The 25,015-nt window shown below is 35.3% G+C and carries 24 protein-coding genes and 1 tRNA gene; 8 read left to right on the forward strand and 17 right to left on the reverse strand.

The genetic code is table 11. The features are described 5' to 3' along the window. Positions 1 to 38: 38 nt before the first annotated feature. The 8 genes from TS1_RS09750 to TS1_RS09790 all read right to left on the reverse strand — a co-directional run bounded on the left by TS1_RS09750 (position 39) and on the right by TS1_RS09790 (position 7,928). The gene (locus TS1_RS09750) at positions 39 to 746 is read right to left on the reverse strand and encodes a DUF2087 domain-containing protein (protein WP_068710248.1); all 708 of its coding nucleotides are present in this window, start codon (positions 744 to 746) and stop codon (positions 39 to 41) included. 753 nt (positions 747 to 1,499) lie between these two features. Beyond that, on the reverse strand, positions 1,500 to 1,685 hold the full coding sequence (locus tag TS1_RS09755; protein WP_068710257.1) for a DUF6366 family protein: 186 nt from the start codon (positions 1,683 to 1,685) through the stop codon (positions 1,500 to 1,502). Between the two features lie 358 nt (positions 1,686 to 2,043). Continuing rightward, positions 2,044 to 2,319, reverse strand: coding sequence for a hypothetical protein (locus TS1_RS09760; protein WP_245610125.1), 276 nt, complete (start codon positions 2,317 to 2,319; stop codon positions 2,044 to 2,046). A 1,019-nt stretch (positions 2,320 to 3,338) separates the two neighbouring features. After that, positions 3,339 to 3,782, reverse strand: coding sequence for a DMT family transporter (locus tag TS1_RS09770; RefSeq protein ID WP_068710259.1), 444 nt, complete (start codon positions 3,780 to 3,782; stop codon positions 3,339 to 3,341). Between the two features lie 229 nt (positions 3,783 to 4,011). Beyond that, positions 4,012 to 4,647, reverse strand: coding sequence for a DUF4767 domain-containing protein (locus TS1_RS09775; RefSeq protein WP_068710260.1), 636 nt, complete (start codon positions 4,645 to 4,647; stop codon positions 4,012 to 4,014). Between the two features lie 404 nt (positions 4,648 to 5,051). Further along, a complete protein-coding gene (locus tag TS1_RS09780; RefSeq protein ID WP_068710261.1) occupies positions 5,052 to 6,524 on the reverse strand; it encodes an alpha-amylase in 1,473 nt (490 codons plus the stop codon). 330 nt (positions 6,525 to 6,854) lie between these two features. Further along, a complete protein-coding gene (locus TS1_RS09785) occupies positions 6,855 to 7,406 on the reverse strand; it encodes a bifunctional transcriptional activator/DNA repair enzyme AdaA (protein WP_068710262.1) in 552 nt (183 codons plus the stop codon). Positions 7,407 to 7,424: 18 nt separating this feature from the next. Then, the gene (locus tag TS1_RS09790; RefSeq protein WP_068710263.1) at positions 7,425 to 7,928 is read right to left on the reverse strand and encodes a methylated-DNA--[protein]-cysteine S-methyltransferase; all 504 of its coding nucleotides are present in this window, start codon (positions 7,926 to 7,928) and stop codon (positions 7,425 to 7,427) included. Positions 7,929 to 8,201: 273 nt separating this feature from the next. Between TS1_RS09790 and TS1_RS09795 the strand changes: the two genes are divergently transcribed. The 3 genes from TS1_RS09795 to TS1_RS09805 all read left to right on the forward strand — a co-directional run bounded on the left by TS1_RS09795 (position 8,202) and on the right by TS1_RS09805 (position 10,313). Then, positions 8,202 to 9,215 carry an NADP-dependent oxidoreductase gene (locus TS1_RS09795; protein WP_068710265.1) on the forward strand — a complete coding sequence of 338 codons (1,014 nt, stop codon included), beginning with the start codon at positions 8,202 to 8,204 and terminating at the stop codon, positions 9,213 to 9,215. Between the two features lie 168 nt (positions 9,216 to 9,383). Further along, positions 9,384 to 10,124 (forward strand): DUF554 domain-containing protein, encoded by a 741-nt coding sequence (locus TS1_RS09800; RefSeq protein WP_083498295.1) that lies wholly within the window; start codon positions 9,384 to 9,386, stop codon positions 10,122 to 10,124. Between the two features lie 118 nt (positions 10,125 to 10,242). Further along, positions 10,243 to 10,313: transfer RNA gene (locus TS1_RS09805), tRNA-Ala, on the forward strand. 115 nt (positions 10,314 to 10,428) lie between these two features. On the opposite strand, the gene TS1_RS09810 is transcribed toward TS1_RS09805, so the two are convergent. From TS1_RS09810 to TS1_RS09820, 3 genes are all read right to left on the reverse strand, one after another. Continuing rightward, the gene (locus TS1_RS09810; protein ID WP_068710268.1) at positions 10,429 to 12,411 is read right to left on the reverse strand and encodes a KUP/HAK/KT family potassium transporter; all 1,983 of its coding nucleotides are present in this window, start codon (positions 12,409 to 12,411) and stop codon (positions 10,429 to 10,431) included. Positions 12,412 to 12,651: 240 nt separating this feature from the next. After that, complete coding sequence (locus TS1_RS09815; protein ID WP_068710272.1) at positions 12,652 to 13,677, reverse strand: S66 family peptidase; 1,026 nt, start codon at positions 13,675 to 13,677, stop codon at positions 12,652 to 12,654. Positions 13,678 to 13,849: 172 nt separating this feature from the next. Further along, positions 13,850 to 15,037 (reverse strand): NADH-dependent flavin oxidoreductase, encoded by a 1,188-nt coding sequence (locus TS1_RS09820; RefSeq protein ID WP_068710274.1) that lies wholly within the window; start codon positions 15,035 to 15,037, stop codon positions 13,850 to 13,852. 141 nt (positions 15,038 to 15,178) lie between these two features. On the opposite strand from TS1_RS09820, the gene TS1_RS09825 reads away from it, so the two are divergent. The 4 genes from TS1_RS09825 to TS1_RS09840 all read left to right on the forward strand — a co-directional run bounded on the left by TS1_RS09825 (position 15,179) and on the right by TS1_RS09840 (position 18,640). Next, complete coding sequence (locus TS1_RS09825) at positions 15,179 to 15,550, forward strand: winged helix-turn-helix transcriptional regulator (RefSeq protein WP_068710275.1); 372 nt, start codon at positions 15,179 to 15,181, stop codon at positions 15,548 to 15,550. Between the two features lie 154 nt (positions 15,551 to 15,704). Beyond that, positions 15,705 to 16,058 (forward strand): YxeA family protein, encoded by a 354-nt coding sequence (locus tag TS1_RS09830; protein ID WP_068710277.1) that lies wholly within the window; start codon positions 15,705 to 15,707, stop codon positions 16,056 to 16,058. Between the two features lie 13 nt (positions 16,059 to 16,071). Beyond that, positions 16,072 to 16,824 carry an ABC transporter ATP-binding protein gene (locus tag TS1_RS09835; RefSeq protein WP_068710279.1) on the forward strand — a complete coding sequence of 251 codons (753 nt, stop codon included), beginning with the start codon at positions 16,072 to 16,074 and terminating at the stop codon, positions 16,822 to 16,824. Between the two features lie 13 nt (positions 16,825 to 16,837). Further along, positions 16,838 to 18,640: an ABC transporter permease gene (locus tag TS1_RS09840; RefSeq protein ID WP_068710281.1), complete on the forward strand. Its 1,803-nt coding sequence runs from the start codon at positions 16,838 to 16,840 to the stop codon at positions 18,638 to 18,640. Between the two features lie 43 nt (positions 18,641 to 18,683). Here the strand turns inward: TS1_RS09840 and TS1_RS09845 are convergent, their stop codons facing one another. The 3 genes from TS1_RS09845 to TS1_RS09855 form a co-directional block, all read right to left on the reverse strand. Further along, positions 18,684 to 19,247, reverse strand: a complete 564-nt coding sequence (locus TS1_RS09845) for a PepSY domain-containing protein (protein ID WP_068710283.1) — start codon at positions 19,245 to 19,247, stop codon at positions 18,684 to 18,686. A 94-nt stretch (positions 19,248 to 19,341) separates the two neighbouring features. Next, the gene (locus TS1_RS09850) at positions 19,342 to 20,664 is read right to left on the reverse strand and encodes a sensor histidine kinase (protein ID WP_068710285.1); all 1,323 of its coding nucleotides are present in this window, start codon (positions 20,662 to 20,664) and stop codon (positions 19,342 to 19,344) included. Then, positions 20,654 to 21,352 carry a response regulator transcription factor gene (locus TS1_RS09855; RefSeq protein ID WP_068710297.1) on the reverse strand — a complete coding sequence of 233 codons (699 nt, stop codon included), beginning with the start codon at positions 21,350 to 21,352 and terminating at the stop codon, positions 20,654 to 20,656. The genes TS1_RS09850 and TS1_RS09855 overlap by 11 nt, the downstream gene beginning before the upstream one ends. Positions 21,353 to 21,866: 514 nt before the next feature. On the opposite strand from TS1_RS09855, the gene TS1_RS09860 reads away from it, so the two are divergent. Next, on the forward strand, positions 21,867 to 22,460 hold the full coding sequence (locus TS1_RS09860) for a DJ-1/PfpI family protein (protein WP_068710287.1): 594 nt from the start codon (positions 21,867 to 21,869) through the stop codon (positions 22,458 to 22,460). A gap of 133 nt (positions 22,461 to 22,593) precedes the next feature. Here TS1_RS09860 and gloB read toward each other — a convergent pair whose 3' ends face one another. The 3 genes from gloB to TS1_RS09875 form a co-directional block, all read right to left on the reverse strand. Next, the gene (gloB, locus tag TS1_RS09865; protein ID WP_068710289.1) at positions 22,594 to 23,301 is read right to left on the reverse strand and encodes a hydroxyacylglutathione hydrolase; all 708 of its coding nucleotides are present in this window, start codon (positions 23,299 to 23,301) and stop codon (positions 22,594 to 22,596) included. Between the two features lie 343 nt (positions 23,302 to 23,644). Beyond that, positions 23,645 to 24,397 carry a zinc-dependent alcohol dehydrogenase family protein gene (locus TS1_RS09870; protein ID WP_245610126.1) on the reverse strand — a complete coding sequence of 251 codons (753 nt, stop codon included), beginning with the start codon at positions 24,395 to 24,397 and terminating at the stop codon, positions 23,645 to 23,647. Between the two features lie 47 nt (positions 24,398 to 24,444). Beyond that, a complete protein-coding gene (locus TS1_RS09875; RefSeq protein WP_068710291.1) occupies positions 24,445 to 24,903 on the reverse strand; it encodes a GyrI-like domain-containing protein in 459 nt (152 codons plus the stop codon). Positions 24,904 to 25,015: the final 112 nt, after the last annotated feature.

Raw genomic sequence — 25,015 nt, forward strand, 5'->3', positions numbered from 1 at the left:
AAATAATAAATATTCCCCTTCAATTTCTGCTAAACTCCTTAAATTTTCCAGTATTTACCCCCGTCATTTGTTCGGGCCAAAAATCCATATTCAATTAAATACCGACGGACTGCTACAAAATCTTCATGAACTTTTTGAATCACCGCATTCACTTCTTTTTCCGTATAAGTTTTTTCATTATTAAAAAATTCAGCAATATAGCCTAGCAAAATAATTTTGCTTTTAGCTTTTCGTGGAATAGATTCAATTTTTCCATCTTCATTTAAAAAGGTTTTTAATACCTTTTGTTTCTCCTTATCTTGGATATCAAAACGTTCGTCATAATTATGGATATTCAATTCGTCTGTTTGCATTTTCTTATTCCTTCTTTCAAGTAGATTCATAACAGCAATAAAATAAAGTGCCTGCTTCTTCTTTTCCTTCAATTTAAAGCGGTGATTACGAATGGTAGAGGTGCTGATATCTAATTGTTCGGCAATCTCCTGATCACTTAAATCAAGCCCCAAAAGCGTGATTAACCTTTTTTGTGTGCTTGAGATCCCCGTCGTTTCTGCAGGTAGATTTAAAAGCGCTTTTAATGGACCGCTATGTTGCTTCTCAATATGTTGATTCACTGCATAGTTAGCTGTGACTAATTTATCCCCGAGTGAAAAAATTTCTTCTTTATTAAATGTCTTACCACAAAACAAACAAACTAATTCTGAATCAGTTTCTATAATGCCCTTTTCTAAGCTTTTTTCATTCATTTTATTCCCTCCGCTTTTTTACTTGTTTAAATAATAGCATCAAAAATATATTATGTCTATATATTAATAAACATTTTTTATTTATGTTTAATTAAAAACGAGAGAAAAACCTCTACCTTCTTTTTTAAACGAGAAGATCAGAGGTTTTCGTATGAATTATAAACAAGGTGCATTCTCTTTTATATTCCTTAAAAAGCTGTCCAGATTTTAGCATATCGGCTTTCTCCTCAAGCTAATTTTCTAAGACAAAGCGCTTAATTTTTTCATTAATTGACATAAAAGTAATAGACAATTTAAAAACTTTTGTGCTAGTTCAAAAAAATCAAACAGTGCGAATAAATCTCTTCAATTAGCTTTTTAGTTGGTCTTAAAAACTCAATAGCACTTCTTTTCTTTATAAACTTAATGTAACTGCCTACTATAACTACATAATCAGCGGTAGGATAGCAGCGATGATGCGGGTACCAATAGAATACCAGATATTTTTATGTTGAATATATTGAATAGCTAAGACTAAGCCAAAGCCATATCAGAAATTGGAAGTTTGATATGGCTTAATGTAAATTGCAATAGATACTGCAATGGTATTAGTATATAAAAGAAATATTTCATAAAATCCCTCTACCATTTATAATTTCATCAAAATTTTTTCAAAAATGTCACATAATAGTTTCTTTGTCTTTAATAATCGGCTAAGAAAATTTCTCCCTCAATTACCTGCCTTATCATAATTAAAGGCAATTTTGTTACAAGCTAATTTCCAAAAATACTATATAGAAAAAAGCCCACTACAACAACGATAATTATTACTAAAGTATCTTTCCATGAGTTACTGTGATACTGATCTCCCAAATTACCAGTAGCAAATCGACGGGTATTCTCAAACATAGTTACTTTAGGGTTTTCTTTTTTCTTATTTTTATTATTTTTTGTTTTCATAATTTAAAGCCTCCAAGTAAAAATGAAATAGTCTTATTAAGTTGAATCTTAAAGCTAATAAAAGCGTTAACATTTCTATATTTCTAGCTTGACAAATAATGGCTATGGTGACTCTAAAACGCTTAACTTTTTAACAAAACGTTCACCTCGTTTACTTTTTCCCTTCTTTTATAGATACCAAAGAATACAAAAAATAAAATATAGATATACCTTCTAACATCGACTAACCACGAAAGCGAATAAACAAAAATTAAAACGATTATAACTAAAGTAAGTCACTCTATAACAGTACAAAACTATGGGTGTATTTTGACAAAAGCTCTATATTTTTCAGTAAAAGGATAACTTACAACCGACGTTATTGAAACCACGTCATTGAAGATAAGGCAATATCAACATCTCGTTTAGGACGCTGCAATTCTGTATACAACGAAAGACCCTTCTGTGATATTTTTTTATTAAGAGCTAACTTTCTAAACTGACTCTTTACTTCCTTCAAAACATCTTTCTCTTTTTGCCCGTTATTAAGCCGGACAATTGCAGAGTCTAGAATCTTTTGCTCAATAGTATTTTCCAAATAAGTGTTTTCTAACTCTTTTCGTAAAGATTGCTTTTTCTTGTTTAACGATCTCATAGAAATTCCTCCTAACAACAGACCTTTTCTTCAATGAAATATTCAAAAAGTTCTTTACAATACTCATATCTTAGACAAATAGTAAATTTTATCTTTCTTCACTTATTTAACAAACTGCTGTAAATAGCACGTGTAATAAAAATAACACTGACTGTTATTGTATAATTCGCTATTGTCCTAAATAAATAATAGAAACCGTATTTCCAATCAACGATAAAATGTTTTCCTCGCCTTCAATAAGTGAGTTATGTAACAATCAATAAACAAAACAATCGCTTATTTTGGACTTTTCTTTCGGATAACTAAAGAAAACAGTAACATAACAAACGCAGTAAAAAATGAAATAGCTAGTTGCAATAAAATTGAAGTATAGTCAACATAACTATTGACCAAAAAAGAGCTAGTCGTAAAATAGCCGAAAGAAATAAGCAAAAAAATTAGAAATTGATAGAATAAATTCCATTTAGTAAAAGACAAAAGATAAGGAATAATATACAAAGTGATAATAAAACTAAGGTTGAAAAAATTATTTGGGATAGGTTGTTGATAAACAAGGTTAACCAGCATTTGCACTACAAACAACAATAAAATAAAGACCACGCTCTTAATAAGTGGAGAATAACGATTAATATTCATATAAACACCCTTTAAATTTAACAAAGTTAAAGTTCACAACTATAGTAGATAAATGCTTTGCTTAACTTTATTTCAACCTATCATAATTTCTTTTTATACACAACATTTTTATGTACAAAGCGCAGAGACCTGTTATTATTTTTAAGTCTATTCATCCCTTATTTCATGTAAAAATTGAAGCTAAAAAGCTCATAGAATTTATTATAAAATAAAGCGAAAGAGCGCAACTACTACGTCCTTTCGCTTTGTTTTATAGTTTTAAAATCACTTTCCATTTACAAATTCTTACGATATATAATGACTACATAGTTTACTTGCATGTCCACGCAATCATTAAAGTCAGTAAAAAGTCGTAAGTAAGATTACTACCAAATATTCTGCTATCATTTTCCTGACAAATACACACCAACCACTAAACAAATTAAGCCGATGACTCGACTTGGCGAAATCGCCACCGTATGACCTCCAAACAAAGCAAAACGATCAATTAACATCGCCATAACAATTTGACCAGTCATAAAGGTGCTAAAGAAAGCCATATAGCTCATTTTACTGGGTAATACTAACGTAGAAACAATGATAACAACACTGAACAATCCCCCGGTCCATATCCACCATGGATTTTCCAAAAATTTAGGCAAGCTGGGAAGCTCTTTTGAGAAAAAGAAAGCAATAATAAACATGATGATAGCGCCAATAAAATTGCTAATCGCTCCGCTAAAAAATGATGAATTACTTGCTTGACCTAAACGAGCATTGACTCCTCCTTGAATAGGTTGGCAAAAGCCTGCTAAAAGAGCAATCATAGTTAGTGCAAATAATTCCAATAAAATTTCCTTCTTCCTTAATTTTAAGTGATAATCCTTCATAATTGGATATAAATTAGCGTAGCCTTGTAATATCGGAAAGTATATGCATTATATTGTTAGCAATCATAAAATAATGACATATATTGTTTAATTTTTAGATTCATCCGCAATATCAAGAGTTTTTACTTTGCTTTAACTTATATTTTTATAGTTATAGCTATTAAGTCTATCCTTATTTTATTACTTTTTAAATTTGCTTTTCATTCACAATACTAGAAAAACCATCTTTTAACTCTTGGTTATCTGTTTCCCAAAAATAAAAATTGTTTTCCGCATTTCCTTGATTTTGTTTTGAAACAAGTACTTTGGGTTCACCTTCATGAATAGTAAAGAAATAAAGGTGTTGGTCCATGTATCCTTGCGAATCGGCATCCGAATATACCGCAACTAAGGCATAATTGTCCTCCGAAGCTTCGCCATCTTCTGACCATTCAAAATTAACTGGTTCTTCATCCAACATCGTTGTCCAACTTTTATCTTCTCCGACCAGCACGTCAGGAATCTGTGTACCATACCAATCCACATTATTCCCTTCAGAGTACTCTTTATACTTTTGGTCCATCGTTTCTCCCCAATCTGCCATAAATGAGCTTAAAGATTGAGCTTTGTCATCATTCCACAAGCTTTCTTCTACTTCTGAAGACGATGTAGGGCTTGAAGAAGTTGTGCTTTGGCTAGTGCTTTCTGTTGTTTGGCTTTCTGTTGAAGATACCGCAACTGATGAGGTATTTTCGCTAGGAGTTTCGTCTGCTTCTTCACCAGATTGGCAGCCTCCTAATAAAAATATACCTGCTAGCACGGAAATGGTTAACACTTTTTTCATAAAATTCCTCCTGTGTATTTTTAAAACCAGCAAACAACCCCCCATTTTTAAGCGTTTGCAAATTTCTGTTATAAAATTATCCTATTATAAATCCACTTAAAAGAAAAGCATTTCCTATATTTGTCTTCGATATATAACAAAAAGACATCAAGAAAACTCCCCTTCTTTTTGAGTAAAATGAAGGGAGATATGCACACCTTTCCTTCATTTCATAAAAAATCAAGGGAAGTGTAAGTGTTTTTTATTCATTCTATCGAAAATCAAGATTAGTTTAGTGGACTTCCCTTCTTTTTTTCCAAAATAATCTTACTTCTAATAAATAGATCGATATGAAAATCCCTCTGCTTATTTGCAAACAAAGAGATTTTATTCATTATAAGAATTTCAACCAAGCTTACTCATACTTAAGCTTCAATTTTTTCTTTTGGTACCCATACTGAAATCGAGCCAGCCCCCACCGCAAAGACAGCAGAGCCATCTTCTTCAATCGTTACTTCTTCTTCTCGGTATCCTATAACATCAACATAAGTTTCACCTGCATGAAGGCTGCCAACATTCATTTCTTTTTCATTTTCATCAGCGGTAGAAATAACCACTGCACATCCTTCTGGGTGTTCATCATCTCCACTGCGAGTAAAACCAATACACCTTGCATCATCTAAATAGCTTTCTGTTTTACCATAAGCAAATTGTTGTCGTATATAAAGTAATTTATCGATAAGTTCTTGATTACCATCGTAATCCACATCTTCTGCATAATACCCATAATAATCAGGATAATATAAACAAGGATAACCATAGGAACTCAGTAAAATAATGCCATAGGCTAGTGGTTTAAACCAAGGTTCTACAAAAGACGCTAAAGATTGTCCTGGTTGTGAATCATGATTATCTACAAAAGTGACAGCGTACTTCGCATTATCATGGTATAAAGTACCATCAAATAATTGGGTTAAATCATAGTTTTCTGGATCCACGGAAGCCTCATGCAAAGCATAGTGAAAACGTACATCCATCATCGAAATATCAAAATCTTGGTTGGCCAAATATTGCTCTAACACTTCAGAGTCTTGTTCCCAATATTCTGCCACAAAAAAGAAATCTTCGCCAAACTCTGCACGTACATAATTAACCAGTTCATCCACCATTGAACTTTTAATATGTTTGACGGCATCTAAACGAATCCCATCAATCTTGGTTTCATTAATGAACCATTTTAGCCATTTTTTCGTTTCTTCAATAACTTCTTCGTGACCGTAATCAATATCCGCAAACATTAGATAATCAAAATTACCAAATTCATTCGAAACTTCGCCGTCATCGGCCCAACCTTTACCGTCTCCTACGATCTGAAAGACACCTTCTGTTCCAGTTTTTTCGTCTTTAGAAACACCAGAAAAATGGTACCAATGCCACTCAAAGTCCGAATACTCTCCCTTTCTTCCCGGAAAATAAAAATGCGTCCAACCTTCAATCTCATGTTCATCACTAATAGCTTTTTGACGGTCATTGGTATCGACTTGAAAGGCTTTGAAAACTTCTGTTTCATCTGCAGCTGCTTTATGGTTTAAGACCACATCTGCATATACTTGGATGCCTTGCTCGTGTAAAGCGTCAATGGCTTCATGTAATTCTTCTTTGGTCCCATATTTCGTACGTGTTGTTCCTTTTTGTTCAAATTCGCCTAAATCGTATAAATCATAGACTCCATAACCTACATCTTCTTGCCCTGTTCCTTTAAAACAAGGGGGGATCCAAACAGCGGTAATCCCTTTTTCACTAAGGTGTTTAGCATCATCACGTAGTCTTTTCCAGTGGTTTCCATCATTAGGTAAGTCCCATTCAAAATATTGCATCATTAATCCATTTAAGCTCATAAGTCTCTCCGTTCTTGTGTATTTTCAAACTACACAATAAATAAGTTAAAGCTATCATACTATAAGCGTCTATTTATTCGAAGAAAAAAGCTTCACCACACTTTAATTAAGTACAAGTCAGGATATCTATAAACATATATCTGACGAATGAAGCTGTTCTCCTTCCTTTAAAAAATTACAATTTTTGTAAAATAACCCTATAGTTCTTTTATAACTTATAGTTTATTCCATTTTTCTAAGAAATTATTAAATAAGCTTTCTTATTTGTTTATTAACAGAATACTATTTGTCCGTTTTAACATACGACAGGAGCAATAATTTCTATGCTTCTTATATTTCCGTATTTTTCATTCTAAATTGTAAAGGAGAATCACCATAATACTCACGAAATTTCCTGATAAAATAGCCAACATTTCCTATGCCAACTTCTTTGGCAATTTCTTTTACAGTTAATTTTGTCTTCAATAATTTTTTTCGTCCCGCCTCTAACCGGATATCCATTAGCCTTTTTTGCGGAGTCGTGCCGGTCACCGCCTTATACGTATGCCTTAAGTTAGATTCAGAACCACGAGCTAAATACGATAGTTCTTCAAGCGTTAATTTTTGCTGGTAATTCTGGAGTAAAATAGTATCGATTTCTTGGACCCATTCTTCATTACTAACAATTTCGCCTAGCGGTTGACATCTTTTACATGGACGATAGCCGGCACGAACAGGTTCTTCTTTAGTATAATAAATTTCTATATTTTCTTTTTTAGGTAATCGAGAACGACAAGTTGGCCGACAAAAAATTTTCGTACTTTTCACAGCATACCAAAATACATTGTCATAACTTTTATCGTTGTTTTTTATTGCTTGATATTGAGTTTCGGTTACTGTCATCGCCAAGACACCTCCTGCTTATTTATAAAATCCTTCCAAAGTAAGTAAGGCCATTTTTCTTTCCTTTCCCCCGGCATAACCCGTTAATGAACCGTCACTTCCAATGACTCTATGACAAGGGATAATTATAGAGATAGGATTATGTCCCACCGCTCCACCTACAGCTCTTGCGGAACCTACGTTTTCTCCATATATCTCTTTTAATCGATTCGTTATCTGTTGGTAGGTAGTTGTCTGTCCGTAAGGAATTGATTTTAATACTTCTAGTACTTTTTTACGAAAAGCCGTGACACGCGGATCTAGCGGCAAATTATCTATTGGCGGGTTTTCTTCATTAAAATAACTATCCAGCCACGCGGTTACCTCTTTTGTTATACTATTTTCTTGATAAACTATTTCATTTAAAGAATACGAAGCTCCATAATATTTCTGATCTTCAAACCATACACCCAATAAAGATTTATCATCAGCTAAAATTAAAATACTTCCTAAGCTAGACGAATATATTTTTTTATATAACATTTTTTCTCACCTTTCATTAGTAATCCCAATTTATCGGTTTAGATTCCTTTACACTGCAGGTTCTTCATTTGCTTCAAGTTCTACTAGTTATAGTCTTATTATAACAATTTTTTTCATAATAAAATGGTACAATCTGGCTTTTTGAGTCAATCGTTCATTTTTTGCATAATGGGGTTTTCATTCTACATACTCATTGCCAAATTTTTTACGTTTTGGTATTGATTATGCTACACTTTTGTTAGAAGAAAATATAAATAAGCGAGGGATAATAAAATGCAACAAGAACAGTTAATTTTAAAAGAACGTCCGAACGGTTTGCCCGATGAAAATACTTTTGCATATAAAAAGGTTGATATCCCTGAGCCTGGACAAGGTGAAATGTTGGTAAAAACTTTGTATCTGTCGGTGGATCCATATATGCGTGGCAGAATGTCCGACGCACCATCTTATTCTGCGCCATTTGAAGTAGGTCAACCATTATACGGAGCGGTCGTAAGCCAAGTTATTCGTTCAAACGATAATAATTTTTCAAAAGACGATTTAGTCACTGGCAATCTTGCTTTTCAAGAATACAATGTCGTAAAAGCTTCAGATATACGAAAAGTACAAACAAACGGTTTAAAACCAAGCAACGCACTGAGTGTATTAGGAATGCCTGCTTTGACAGCTTACTTTGGCATGATGCATATTGGGGAGCCTAAAAAAGGCGAAACTGTCGTTGTATCTGGTGCAGCCGGAGCGGTTGGACAAGTAGCTGGTCAACTTGCTAAAAGAGCCGGTGCTCGTGTCGTTGGGATTGTTGGTTCGAAGGAAAAAGCCCAATATATCACTGAAACCCTAGGTTATGATGCAGCTGTAGAATATAAAAAAGGAAACGTCAGTGAACAACTTAAAAAAACTTGTCCTGATGGCATTGACGTTTATTATGAAAATGTCGGCGGCGAAATTTCAGAAGCGGTTTGGCCTTTATTAAATGTTTTCGCCCGTATTCCTGTATGTGGTGCTATTTCCTCTTATAACCTTAAAGAGGGCGAAGAGGATATTGGCTTACGTGTCCAACGTTTCTTAATTAATTCAAGAGCAAAAATGCAAGGTCTCCTTGTCGGCGATTTCGCTGACTCCTTTGATGAAGCTTATGAAGCGCTAGAAAAAGCAGTAGCTAACGGAGAATTAAAATTTGAAGAAACAATTTATGATGGTTTCCATAAAACTCCGGATGCTTTTTTAGGTTTATTTAGCGGCGAAAACATCGGAAAACAAATCGTGAAAGTGGCCGATGAAAAATAGATAAATACTAACGACAGAATGAAAAAATCTGCTCCCTACACAAAAGGAATGTTTATGCGTGCTACTTGCAAAACATTCCTTTTTTATATTTAAATTACGTTTTACTTCATATGCTTTGTGTGATTTTTTTACTAACCTTCTGCAAAAGCTAAATAAGGCTACCGAACAATGTTTGCTTATGATATACTCTTTCTGATAAAGGGTGGGGATAATTTGTTAACAGGAGTTTTTATTAACGGACTAGCGATTGTTATGGGAAGCTTAACAGGTGTATTATTAAGAAATATTTCTGAAGAAATGAAAGAAACGGTAACCAAAGGCATTGGCTTGGGTGTTATCGCCTTAGGCATACAAATGACCATATCAACCCAATCATTTACTTTAATCATGATTAGTCTTTCCATCGGAGCTCTGATCGGCGAAGCGCTTAAAATTGAAACCTACATGAATAAATTTGGACTATTCTTACAAAAACATTTCTCTAAATCGGAGAGCAGCTTTGCGGAAGGGTTTGTTACGGCTTCTCTGATATTTGTTATCGGTTCTTTAGGAATTGTTGGAGCAATTCAAAGCGGCGCTACTGGAAATCATGAGACATTATATACAAAAGCCGTCATGGATGGCTTTACGGCCGTCATGTTAACGGCTTCTTTTGGCTATGGTGTCTTATTTTCTTCAATTCCTGTTGTTTTATACCAAGGAAGTATAGCCATCTTAGCGAATTTTTTAGTTCAATTAATACCAGCGAACTTTATGGACGAATTAATGAATGAAATTAGTGCTATCGGTGGACTTATGATTTTAGGAATTGGACTCAACTTATTGCAACTAACCAAATTAAGAGTGTCCAACTTTTTACCGGGCATTATTATTTTGATTCTCCTTCTGTCGTTAAAGTTCGTCATGTAGCCGGATGATAGGAAGAAACATAAAAGAAAATTATTTTGTGTTTCTTCGCAAGTTTTCACCTTTTTATTTTAGACATCTTATGTTACATTTAAACTGGTTTGTAAGCAAAGTCAGTTTTGGGGCCTTAGTATAATGGGATTACGTTTGGCTGGCAGCCAAATAATACGGGTTCGATCCCCGTAGGCTCCATAAAAAATAACTCAACGTTAATCAAACAATAAAGCAATATTAAAAAACAGCTAGAGCTGATATCTAGCTGTTCTTTTGATGTTAAAGAAATTATTTTCTTCACTATTTTAATTTTTTACTTTCGTTCGCGTAATTTAGGACGTTTCATTTTCCCAATAACTAAAGGCACCGTTTCATATTTAATATCACTATTTTCTAAGCCAAACCAATTTTCTGGAGAAGCCGTATAACGCTTGATAAATAGTTTTGTTTGTAATATTTGCCGCTCCCATTTGCTTAGTTCCGTGTTGTTAGAAAGAGATTCTTGAATTAAAATAAATTGAAAATCTCCTACCTCTCGACCTGGAGTAATAGAATAGCGTTGCGGTTGTTTTTCTAACCGACCGTCAGACATCAACTCTTGAATAATTTGGCGAATATAGACATTGACTTCTTGATGGACACGAAAACCTAAGTACAATTTCACTTTTACTAAGAAATTCGTTTTCATCATGTCCACTTTGAACTCTCTTGTATAAGGTTCATCTGTTACCTCAACATTGATAAACCAATAAATTTTGGCTCTTTTCGGACGCTTATCAAGAATCGAATACAGGTACTGTTTGCCAACAAAATCTCCTTCAATTTTAGGAACTAAAAAGACAATGTTTGTTTGATACATTGGTACTGACTCATCCAAATGAAGCTGCTCTAATTGGGGTAAGACGTCATTTAAATTCATTTCTTCGGCTTCTCGTTCCTCTATTGTTTTACTACGCTCCCAAATAAACATGACAAATAAAATCGCAAGGGCAAGTAATACAGCAACAAACCCGCCATGAAAAAATTTCGAAGCACTCGAGATAAAGAAAATCGATTCAATCGTGCCAAAAAATAATGTGAGAAACAGCGAAAAAATTTGAGTTCTTCCACTTTTTATAAGATAAAAATAAAGCAGAATCGTGGTCATCAACATCGTCACCGTAATGGATAAGCCGTAAGCAGCTTCCATTTTCGAAGAGGTTCTAAAACCGACCACAATGAGCGAACAAGCCAGCCATAAAAATAAATTAACCACTGGAATGTACATTTGCCCGATGGTTTTTCCTGGAAAGACAATCTTTAAGCGCGGCAGCAATTTTAACTTGATGGCTTCTGAAACTAAAGTAAAAGCACCGGATAATAAGGCTTGAGAAGCAATAATCGCAGCTACAGTTGCAAATCCCACGCCGATAACCATCCAGCCATTAGGCAACATCATAAAAAAAGGATTTAACTGTTCATTTTCATAAAATACTGGATTATTATTTGCTTTTATTAACCAGGCTGCTTGCCCGAAATAGTTTAACATCAAACAGATTTTTACATAAGGCCAACTTAGACGAATATTATTTTTACCAACATGTCCCATATCCGAATACAGAGCTTCTGCCCCAGTCGTTGCTAGAAAGACATTCCCTAATATAAAAATCCCCAAAGCATTATCCGAACTAACTAATAGTTGATAGGCATACATAGGATTTAATGCACGAATAACAGATAAGTTATCGCTGAAGTTAAGAATTCCCATCATACCTAAAAATGTAAACCATAAAAACATTACCGGACCAAAGGCTTTACCGACAACATCTGTTCCGAAACGTTGAACGGCAAATAGAACAAGTAATATGCCTAAAGTAATGAAAACTATAATATTTTGATCCATGCCAAATTGTTCGTAAAATATTGGAATAGCCCGCAAACCTTCAATGGCAGTGGTGACAGTAACAGCTGGGGTGAGTACACCATCAGCAAGCAGCGCTGCTCCACCAATCATCGCCGGTATAACCAAGTATTTCCCACTTTTTCTTACCAATGTATAAAGTGAAAAAATACCCCCTTCACCATGATTATCCGCGTTTAAAGCAATGACGACATACTTTATTGTCGTTAATAAAGTGAGCGTCCAAAATATTAATGAAATAGCTCCCAATATAAAAGAAGTGTCTATGGTGGACAAACCGCCATTTTCTTCTACAATAGCTTTCATTACATATAAAGGACTTGTCCCGATATCCCCATAAACAACACCCATTGCTACCAAAAGGCCTGAAGCTGTTATTTTCTTTTTATAATTCATTATTTTCCTCCAAATATTTCATTTCAAGAAAAAAAGCCTAAGTGCTTAAAGCACTCAGGTCTTGCAATAACACCTTAGACCAGCGGCAATGCCGCATGCATGTTGATCTAAAATCACATAAAAATGTGTGCTACTCCCCTTGATGGCATCATTATCTATATTTTCCCTTCTCCTGTCAACAAAAAAGAACGTATGGAAAAAATAATTCTAATAAGAAAAACCAATAACAAAAGCAAAGATTTAAACCGTAGCAGATTCCAGTAATGTCAATGTCTGATTGTCCATATCCAATTGGGCTTGTAGGCCTAAAGGAAGAGTCCATTTAGGCTCGTTATGGCCAAAATTACAATTATATAATACAGGCAGTTCTTCTAGTTGAAACTCTTGTAATACATTTTTAATCGCTGATTGATATTCAGCAAAATATTGGTTCCCTTGTGGCTTACCAACTAAAATACCATTAACAAGCTGTAAAATGCCCATAACACCCATAGTTCTTAGTTCCCTTTCAACTGTATCAGGCGCGGGAGTTTCTTCTGAAGTTTCTAATAGCAGCAGACTGTCTTTAAAAGAATCCACTGGCGGATATAAGGCAGTTCCTCTTAACATTGAAAGAACTTCAAGACATCCGCCCATTAGTTTGCCTTCAACGATGCCACTTCCTTGTAACACCATTGGTCCTTCATCGGGGGTCAAAGAACGCAACTGCTCATTATTGCCTGATTCCCAGGGAATAATCTCACTCGTCCACTCTTTGCGCCAAGGATATTCATAGCTATCGTATTCTTTCATTAAGACATCGGTAAAACAATTACGAGTAAAATCATATACTCCGCCATTTTCAGCAAAATCAACCATCAAACACGGACCGTAAAATGAGACAACATCGGCCAATCGAAACATCTGATGGATACTAGTGGAATCTGAATATCCCATAAAAACTTTAGGATGTTTTTTGATTAATTCTAGATCGATAAATTCGAATATGCGATAACTTTCAAAACCGCCCATTGTCGAAAAAATTCCCTTGATGTCAGGATTGAGTAATGCTTGATGTAAATCTTGAGCGCGAGCTTCTGGATGATTATAAATAAATTTTGTTCCCGCTAAGGTATGAGTTAATTCAACAACGTTAAAACCCATCTCTATTAATTGTTGTTTCCCTTGTTGGTAACGCCACAAAATTTCAGGTTCACCTGCCGTACCACTTGATAACGATATCGCAGCAATGGTATCTCCTACTTTTAATCTCTCTGGTTTTTGCATAGCCTCCCACCTTTCATATTAGAGATACTATACCATAGTTTTTCCATAGATGGGTTAAATAGTTAAAAATAAAGGGAGCGTTTTATCCGCTTACTCCCTCTATTTTTATCTTTTAAACAAAACTCTTTTTTGTTATATCACTCTGCTTACACAAGTTAAAGATCGTTTTAATTTACAGCTTCTTTTCAAAGCCTTCCATTGGAGCTGCTTGACTTTGATAATCTTCTGCTTTTTTGCCGTTAGGTGTGAAGTTCATTACGCTGCCAAATGATTCTTGCAAATACGTTTGCATAGCGCCTGAAATACTTAATTCTTCCATATCTGCAAGGCTCATTGTGGTGCGAATACTTGCTTCATCGCCTATCTTGGCTTTTTGTACCCATTGTGGTTCCCGTAAAAGTTCCCGGCCAATCGCTACTAAGTCAGCACCACTATCTAACATTTCTTCGGCATCTGCTGGAAGTTCCACTGAACCTATGCCAATCAGCGGAACTTCATTGGCAATTCTTTTTGCAAACTTTTCCAAAATAGGCGTCTTATCTGACGCATCGTTTAATGAAGTACGTTTGTAACTTCCCATAGATAGATGAATGTAATCTACTTGGCTTTTAATTTTTTCTGCCAGATATAAAGTATCTTCTAAACGAATTCCCGGTGTCTCCACCTCTTCAGGTGAAATCCGATAGCCTAATAAAAATGAATCTGTTGCATATTTTTCAATCGTTTCCGTCACTTCTTTAATGACCGCAAGTGGAAATCTCATCCGTTTTTCCAGATCGCCGCCCCACTTATCCGTACGTTGATTTGAATGTGGTGAATAAAATTGTTGCAGTAAATAAGTATTGGCTCCATGTAATTCAACACCGTCAAAACCTGCTTGGATAGCCCGTCTAGTCGCCGTACCAAAATCTGCAATCACTTGGTCGATCTCTTCTTGTTCTAGAGCTCGCGGAGTTTCCAAACCAGGAGGAAATTCTGCCGCGATTGCGCTAGCGCTCACAGGCGTTTCTCCACGTAATACTTGTGAGGTCGATTTTCTACCGGCATTAAAAATCTGCAAAATTGCTTTTGCGCCATCTTTTTTAATCGTTGCTGCCAACTGTCTCAGACCTGGAAGCATGTCATCACTTGCTGCAGAGAGTTCGCCTTCAAATCCTTTGCCGTTATCAGAAACATTCGCCACTGAAGTAATAACCATCCCCGGTCCCCCAGCTCTGGCTGCAAAATAATGAAGTTCATCTTGTGTGATTTTTCCATTGTAAAAACTAGACATGGTTGTCATAGGTGCCATGACTACTTTATTCTTTAAGGTGACACCGTTATTAAATTGAAAAGGTGCTAAAAATTGATAATTTGCCATACTTCAACACTCCTTATTTTTTGATAAAGCACTTTTGCTTTACATATGTTAGTATAAAGCCATAAAGAACAAAGCGTAAGTACGCACTATAAAGTGCCATAGGTACCTACAAGTACCTATTGGAAGAAAAGAGGATTTATCATGAGTAAAATCTATCAAATGGGCATCGAAGCTACCTTGGATGTTATCGGTGGAAAATGGAAACCGATTATCTTATGTAATCTAGGACACGGCCCTTTACGTTCGGGAGAATTAAAAAGGAAAGTTCCCAATGTGACACAAAAGATGCTGACACAACAACTTAGAGAATTAGAAAAAGATCAAATTATTGCTCGAGAGGTTTATAATCAAGTTCCTCCTAAAGTCGTCTACTCTTTAACAGAAGAAGGAAAGACATTGCGAGATATTCTCGTTTCCATGTCTATTTGGGGAGAAATACGAATCAAGCAAGCGCAATCCGAAGGCGAAGATATCACACTATTAAGAGATTATGACGGTTTTATAGAAATGTAAAAAAACGCTATTAAAGTTTTCCATAATGATTAGATTTGGAATCTAATCATTATGGTTTTTTTGTATTGTAAGACTTTTGTAAGATTTGCGAAAAAGATTCGAAAGTTTCTCCTATTAAGATAAGACTATCAACAAACTACAAGGAGGAAATCTTTTGAAGAAATTTTTGATTGGAATTGTGCTTATTGCCGTTCTAGCCTTCGGCGGGCTAAAAATTACTGAAAAAATTGTGCAAGGCGGTGATGACTACTATGTAAAAATTACCGATAAAGGCAATAAGAATACAGACAGAACAGACGATGGAGAACCGATTATTTCTTACGATTATGCATTAACAGGTGTTGACAAATCGGGTCAAAAAAAGAAGATGCATTTCACTGCCTATAAAAATCGTCCTTTAATCCAAGGAGCTTATTTAAAAGTAACTTGGAATCAAAAAAAGGGGGTTACTTCTTACAAGCAGATAAAAGAAAATGATATTCCTACAAAAGCGAAAGAAAAACTATGAGGAGGAAATGAACATGGAAAAAATTGTCGATGCACAAAATGTTAAAAAAGTTTATGGTAAAGCACAAGGAAAGAAAACAGAGGCGTTAAGACAACTTTCTTTTACGGTGGAAAAAGGAGAATTCATTGGCATTATGGGGCCTTCTGGTTCAGGTAAATCGACCTTGTTAAATTTACTTGCAACTCTTGATAAACCAACGGATGGCACGATCACCATCGATGGAAATGACGTCACGAAATTAAAAGGCAACCAAATCGCGGATTTTCGTAGCCAAGAAATAGGATTTATCTTTCAAGAATTTAATCTATTAGAAAATCTAACCGCTTCTGAAAACATTGCCGTCCCTCTTTCCCTTCAAGGCGTCAAACCAAAAGAAATCAAAAAACGTGTGAATCAAATCGCGCAACGTTTATCGATTGATGCTATTTTGGAAAAATATCCAGCAGAAATTTCGGGCGGGCAAAAACAACGGGTAGCCGCTGCTCGTGCCTTGGTGACTCAGCCTGCTATTTTACTAGGTGATGAGCCGACGGGTGCACTTGATTCACAAAGCTCACGTGATTTGCTGGACACCATGAAAGAATTAAATCAAAATGACCAAATTTCCATCTTACTTGTCACACACGACCCTTTTTCCGCTAGCTATTGTAAACGAATTTTATTTATCCAAGATGGTGTCATTCAACAAGAAGTCAAAAGAAACGACCAAAGCCGGGAAAGCTTTTATAAACAAATACTAACCATTTTAGGAACATTAGAACAATAGGAGGTGGACGCAAATGCTGTTAAAATTATCACTCACTGGACTTAAAGGACGTTGGCGCGATTATGCAGTACTATTTTCTGGGCTGATGATTGCCGCAGGAATATTTTATATGTTTCAATCTATGGCAAGTAATGACGATTTTTTATCAAGTAATTCGCCAGTGGCTATGACAGCTATTATTTTTCAGTTAGGTTCTGTTTTGCTTGCCATTATTACTTTAGTTTATATCTTATATGCCAATTCATTTTTGATGAGTATGCGACAAAAAGACTATGCGATGTTTATGATGTTAGGTGCCAAGCAACGCAAAATCGCTCTGCTGATTTTTATCGAAACGTTTATTATCGGTCTTTTAGCAACAATTTTAGGTTCTGCGATAGGTGTCGGATTATCTTCTATTGTAAGCAAACTTTTGACCAACCAATTGGACATACAAGTAACAAACTTTTCCGTCTTTAGTTCTAAAGCACTCCTTATTACATTGGTCTTTTTTACGATTTTATTTTTATTGGCCGCTACAATCAATGCTTCTTCCATTGTTAAAAAACCGATTTTATCTTTATTAAAAGCAAACGAAACACCGACTGCTTCACGACGTAGACCAGTGATATTGTCTTTAGAGGCTGTTGGCGGAATCGTTTTACTCGGAATCGGTTATTACATGATGGATAATATTGCAAAAATTGGCTTACTCGCGCTAATCATCGCTCTAATTACAATTGTATTAGGAAGCTATTTCGTTTTCCACTCTGTCATGATTTTTGTTTTAAATCTTTTAAAACGTTCCGATAATTTAAGATTGAAAAAACTAAATAACTTTACTTTATCGCAGTTAAGTTTTCGTATCCAAGACTATACCAAAATGCTTTCGATGGTGTCGATCATTTTTGCCTTAGCACTAGGTGCGTTAACTGTTGGACTAGGTTTTCACAACGAAATCCCAAAAATGACTGAACAAACGTCAACCTATGACTTACTCTTAAATAACGCGCAAGATGCAGACCAAAAACAAGTCGAGAACTTAAACCCAACATTGGATGTTAGCTATCAGTTAAAAGAGGATAAAAATACCATTTATTTTAATCAAGAACAGTTTGATGAAGAGCCTTTAAATGCGATTTACTACGATACGACGCCTAAAAAAACAACTTATTCTGGCAAAGAATTAGCGAATGATGAAGCAAAGATGGATAGTTTGCGCACCTTGTTGTTGCCCGAACAACAGGAAAAAGAACTATCGATGGTGCCAGAAGATAAATTTAGGAGTCTTAGTCAGCAGACAAGCAGCTTACAAGTTGTTCAGGTCAAAGATTTTATGGCGCAAAAAGATCGCATTCAAAAAATCGTAACAGAGAATATAAAACAAAACCCTTCTTTAGCTCAAGGCCAATTTGCAATGAATCAGAAATATGACATTTACAATCTCTATAATGAAACATTTTCTGGTCTTGAATTTATGGGATTCTTCCTAGGAATTGCCTTTTTGACCATGCTAGCTAGCTGTTTGATGTTTAAGATTCTGTCAGGGGCAGCCAGTGATGTCGTGCGCTATGATATGTTAAATAAAATCGGAACTCGGATGAGTTTACTAAAAAAATCAATCCGAAAGGAGATTGCCGTCTTATTTTTAGCTCCCGGTATATTAGGTGCGATTCACGTCCTATTTGGTCTAAAGATGTTCACTTCTTTACTTACTGAACCTTATGCCGGCATTTGGTTACCATTTCTCATTTTCTTTGTGTTATACCTGCTTTATTATTTCTTAACGATCTGGTTATACACCGACATCGTTTTAAAGAAAAAAGAATCCTCATAGCAAAAAAGGTTCATTGCCAATTTGAGCAATGAACCTTTTTGCTTTAATCATCGTCTTGTTCGACTTCGATAATTTTTCCGTTGTCTGCATCCATGGTTACTTCTGTCTCATTTCCTTTTTCAAGAACGTTGACTTCCCAGGTTTGTGTGTCATCCGAAACTCTTTCTAATTTCCATTCACGAGCTTTGCCGCTATCTGCTTTATTTTCTGCAATTTTGCTAGCTTCTTTTTGGCTAATGGCATCTTTTGGTTTTAATTCGTAATGTGTTTCTTTTTCATCATCGTCTTCATCATCTTTGTCACTCTTTGTACCGATAATATCTCCTGAAGCTGCATCGATATCCGTATTATATTCCATTTCATCGTCATAGCTTTCCACTTCGTACACATACCCATCGCGAGTAGGTTCTAATTCGATACTTTCAACTTTTTTATCATATTTATCAGAAAATGTATCCAACGCTTGTTTCTCTGTGATTTCAATTTTATCAGTGTCAGAATTGTCCAGTTCTTTGTCACTAGTTGAAGCCCAAGCGTAACTTCCACCTACAACAAAAACCGCTGCGGCTGCAATACCTCCGACGATTTTCTTTTTAAAATGTTTCATCTTACTTCCCTTCCTTCCTGTTTTTCTATCTTTATATTAGCAAGGATTTCATTTAGAAAAATCAAAAGAAGGAATAAATTAGATGAAAATTTCTTCATTTTTTAGAGAAAGTAATCGTAAATATCGTTCCTTTAGGTTGGTTATCTTCAACCTGAATAATTCCTTCATACTTTGTCACAAGCGCTTTTACAATTGATAAGCCAATTCCTGAGCCGTCCACCTTGCTAGAACGGGCTTGATCAACACGGTAAAGTCGTTCGAAAATCTTCTCTTTTTCTTCATCAGCGATACCGACCCCTTGGTCTGCTACTTGCAGCAAAATATCTTTATTTTGTTGCAGTGAAACCTTGATTTCGCCCGTCGGTGCATATTTCAAAGCATTTTCCAGCAAATTTTGTATGATTTGCTGTAGGTCCGTTTTTGCTGCCTTAAAGTGAATCCCTGCTTCTACTTGCATATTAATTGCTCGTTTTCTTGTCGTTTGTAAATCTTCTATTTCTTGAGTAACAAGTTGTGAGAGGTTAATATCTTCTACTTGCTTTTTATTTTCCGCACGGCCAAGTGTTAACAGCTGCTCGCTTAACTGTTCAATGCGTTTTGATTCTTTATCGATAAAGGCTAAAGACTGCGGAATAACTTCTGGGTGCGTTTCACTTCTTCGCTGAATCAAATTGACATGGCCGCGAATGGCTGCAATCGGCGTTCGTAACTCATGCGAAGCGTCACTGACAAATTGTTTTTCACGCTCAATGGCTTGACGTTGCTTTTTTAATAATGTATTAAATGCCGTGGCCACTTGATAAAACTCCTGAGGATCTTCTGGGACCGTTAAGTATCCTTGCGTTTCATCCAGTTGATTCAATTCGTTTGACATCTTACTCAATTTTTGACTCCAGCGACCCACCATCCAGTAAATGAGTAGCGCACCAACCATCAAACCAATCACATTTAGCAAAAGATTGGCCATCAATAAACTAGTAACAATATCCGTAATTGCTTCACTATCAATCACTAAGGCAATCTTCGCATTGTCCACATCTTTTTCTTCATAATAGTAACGTTCGTCATCAGCAAATACAAAATGTTCCAAAAAAGGAACACTTCGTCCTTTTGCAATATCTTCAAAGGTCTCTCTTGCATCTTCTGAATAATAGGTTTTACCATTAGATAAACGAACTCGTAACGCTTCGCCTTCATCTTCTATGACATAATTATCGACCAACCGCGACCAACTTTGCTCTGAGGACGCACTTTTTTCTATGGTTTCAAAAATATGTTCACTGCGGTCAGAGATATAATCATAGACAAAAGCAATTGATAAGCCGACAAAAATGACATTCATTAAAAGTAATATCAAGGCAAATAGCCCCATAAAACGGACGGTTAATTGTCGCTTGGCTGTTTGTTTAGTTTTCATAAGGATCCCTCAATACATAACCCACACCGCGAACGGTTTGAACAAAAGAGTCTGCGTCAACTTCTTTTAATTTATTACGCAAGGTACGAATATATACATCAACCACATTTGTTTGCCCAAAATAATCATAGCCCCAGACTTCATTCAATAAATCATCGCGTTTTTTCACCACTTCAGGCTCCTTCATTAATTGATATAAAATCCCAAATTCTTTGGGTGTCAGCTCAATCAGTTCATCTTTTACCTGCACTTGGTGTTTGGCGACATCCATCGTAATTCCTTTATAACGTAATAAATTACTTTTTTCATTTTGCTCTTGTAAACGTCGTTCAATCACACGGATACGGGCAAAAAGCTCTTCAATTTCAAATGGTTTGGTGATATAGTCGTCTAAGCCAGTATCTAAGCCGGTCACGATATCGGTTGTTTGTGTGCGAGCGGTCATCATAATAATCGGTATCTTACTTACTTTGCGAATACGACGCGCCACAGTAATCCCGTCTAATCCCGGTAACATCCAGTCCAGTAAAATTAAATCGAATTGGTCTTTTTTTTGTAAAAATGTTTCTAGCGCTGACTCGCCATCTGCCTCCCAGCTCGTTTTATAGCCCTCAAATTGTAATTCACTTTGAATAAAACTAGCCAGACTTTCTTCATCTTCAACTAATAACAAGTTTAACGGTTCCATTTTCCCCACCTCTTGCCTCCTATTATAAAGGATAGAATTATTTTTATTGTAACAAAAGGGTATTATTTTCCCACTTTATTTATTATCGGATATTTTTAAAAGCTTGTCTTAAAAATAGGACAAAAATTTAATGAAGATTTTTTCATTATTATTTGGCCACTTTTTTTAAGTTCATTGCAAAGGGATGTTAAATCCCCACAGACTAATAATGAATAAAACTTTATCCTTTTACTATCCAATATGCCAATAAAAAGAGGAAGTTGATTTCTTTATTCAATAATAAAAAGTTGAATAAAAAAATTGAAAATCATTCTCCAATTTTAAAAATAAATAAAAAAGTAAAGTAAAATGACAGTTATAATGAATGGCAGTTAAAAAGAATTGAAAGCTATAAGACTTTGACAATTTTAATATTGTATGCATATGATGATTATCATGAAAGATCTGGGAGGAAAAATAATTTTTTATTTTTTCCAAGACAAATGGTAAAAAGCGTCATAAAAGGAGGACAACAATGATCAACGTAAATTTTTTAGTATTTGATGATTTTGAATCTTTAGATCTATTCGGTGTTGTAGAAATTTTTGGTCGTTTACCCAACATCTATACCTTAAATTACTACTCTATGAAAGGCGGACTCGTTAAAAGTAGTCAAAACGCAGAAATGATGACCCAACCAATAGCCCATTTGACAAATGAAGATATTCTGATTATTCCTGGTGGTAAGGGAACTAGGAAGCTGGTCAAGGATTCAGAATGGATAAAAAAATTAAAACATCTTAGCCTATCAGCTTCTAATGTTCTAACAATCTGTACAGGGGCTGCCTTGCTAGCAAAAACGGGACTTTTAAATAATAAAAAAGCAACCAGCAATAAAAGAGCATTCGATTGGGTGAAATCTGTTAACAAGTCCGTTTTTTGGCAAGAAAAAGCTAGATGGGTGGTTTCAGGTAAGTATTATACTTCCTCAGGAGTGTCTGCAGGAATAGATATGGCTTTAGGCTTTATTGCAGACCAGCATGGTAGAAAAATAGCGGAAAAAATTGCGTTCGACATTGAGTACATTTGGAATGATAACACTAGTAACGACCAATTTATTAATAAATAAACAGTTATTATTCACTTCGTAAATTTCTTATTGAAAAATATTGGCCTATTAAGTAAGCGGAGAAGTAACTACACTTATAAAATAACATGAAAAGAGCGATACCCAATTTGAATATCGCTCCTTTTTCGTATGATTAATTGAAACCATCACGTTGATTTCTTAATTGTACAAACTCATCAAAATCGTTGGCACGAATAAATGGATTGACTTCTTTCTCTGTTTTTATCGTTGAAGGCAAGGTTGGCTCGTTGTTTTCTCTTTGTTGGCGCACTTTTTCTAGGGCTTCGTTTACCGCAGAATTTGAAGGATCCACTTCTTTGGCAAAACGCAAATTGGTTTCTGAATATTCGTGAGCTGCGTATACTTTGGTATCATCTGCTAGTTGTGCAAACTTGTTCACTGTTTCGAATTGCGCTTGATAATCTCCAGTAAAGACTCTGCCACAACCTGCCATAAATAAAGCATCGCCACAAAAAACTTTGTCATCTACTAAATAAGCGATATGTCCGTTTGTATGTCCGGGTACTGACATAATTTTCCATTTGCTAGCTAACAAATCAATAGTTTCGCCTTCATGTACAATATTTGTAGCATAAACCCGGCATTCTTCAGGCCCGTATACCTCAGTATCCGGATGTTCAGCTACAATTTCTTTTACGCCGCCAGTGTGGTCAGCGTGATTATGTGTAAGTAAAATAGCTGCCAGATGGAATTCTTTATGGTTAGCTAAATAGTCCAGAACCTGCTGCGCTTCACCTGGGTCTACAACGACAAGGCCCTGATCCTTTTGATAAAGCCAAATATAGTTATCCGATAGCGCTTCTAATGGGGTTACTGTCATCTTATCTCCTTCTTTCTGTTTGTTTCCTCATGTTCATTTTACTGTAAATAAGAAGGTGTGTTAAATTATATACTTTATGTTATTACGAAAAGTTTGATCTTTGATTGAAATTAAACGAAAGAAACACTTTCTCCTTCACTGTCGGATCTAAGGCTTTTCCTATGGCTTGTTTATATTGATTAAAGGGATAAATGATTTGCGGAAAGGTTAACTGCAATCCTTCTTCAGTTATTAAGTGAAAAATCGTCTCAAATTGCTTTTGCCATTCTTCAAGGGAACAATTTTCGCTCCAATGTCTTAAGTGAAATATTTTGGCTGTAATATTTAAATGATTCGCGATATATTACCAATCTACTTGATAACCTGAAAGTAAACCAATCGTACGAAAATCTCCACCATTTGTGACACAGCGAGCTAAAGTTGTTCCAGCTGAACTACCGATCATATCGATGGCAGCTTGAACACCTTTTCCTTCCGTTATTGTCATGACCGCATCAAAAACATTTTCTATCTTCGAGTTAATCACATAATCTGCGCCTAATTTCTTTAACGGCTCTCGATATTGTTCGTTTCTAACCACTGAAATTATTTTAAAGCCTAAAATGTTGGCAAGTTGAATAAATATCTTTCCAATCGAAGAATTTCCGGCATTGACTAATAAAAAGTCTTGTTTTTTTAATGTAATTTCTCTAGCACAAAGTAGCCAGGCTGTAATAGGATTAATATAACTTTGGCAAGCTATCCTATAATCGATAGTTTCCGGAACGATAATCAACTGGCTAGCTTTCATAACTACAACTTCTTGCCAAGTTCCTTCTTCTCTTAATGGTAATACCATTTTACCTACTAATGACTGATCCTCTGCTTTTCCAACTTCTTTAACGATTCCCACACCTTCATATCCGGCTGTATTTGGCAACGAAATTCTGTGGGCATAAGCGCCAGTTACAGGAATCAAATCGGAAGGATTGATAGGCGCCATTACCATTTCAACGAGCGCTTCATCTTCCTCTAAATGCGAAATCCTTCTATCCATTTCCTGAATAACAATCTCCGGCTGACCAAATTCTGAATAATATAAACTTTTATAACTCACTAATATTTACTCCTCCATTGACTGAAACTTTTAAGTACAGAAATGATTTATTTCATTGGTACTAAAAATTCACAAACCTTGTCTTCGCCTTCCTCTTCTTTGTAGCGTTCAAGTATAGGTGCATTTACTATAGTTAAATCATTTTGCGAAATAGTTTTATCTATATTTTTCCAAAATAAATCGACCGCTTCTGTCGTGTGAGTAACAGTAAACACTGCATACTTACCCCCTTCAAAATCCCCCATATTTACTTGAGAATCCTGTGAGAAATCTTTATCCGTAAACAACATTAAATCATATCGACATTGTTCAGCTGGTGTAAGCTGAGGATTATCTCGTGCAATGCCAATAATTCCTTTAGTTTTTTTAACTTCTTCCAAATGGTTATGAGAAACCCACTTTTTAAAATTTTTCATCATTTGAAAGTTCACAGAGCTTCCGTATTCTCCGACATTTCTAACGTAAACCATTTTATAATTATCTAAAATTTCAATTTTGTAATTCATTTGTTACCTCCCAAAATAGATTGGAAGATTAGCTAATCGTTCCCCATCAATAACGGTAACACGCTTTAAAATGGTTTTCACTAACTTTTTTAAAACAGTTTATATTTTTCCT

The sequence above is a fragment of the Tetragenococcus solitarius NBRC 100494 genome (assembly GCF_001544195.1).
Lineage (GTDB): Bacteria > Bacillota > Bacilli > Lactobacillales > Enterococcaceae > Tetragenococcus > Tetragenococcus solitarius.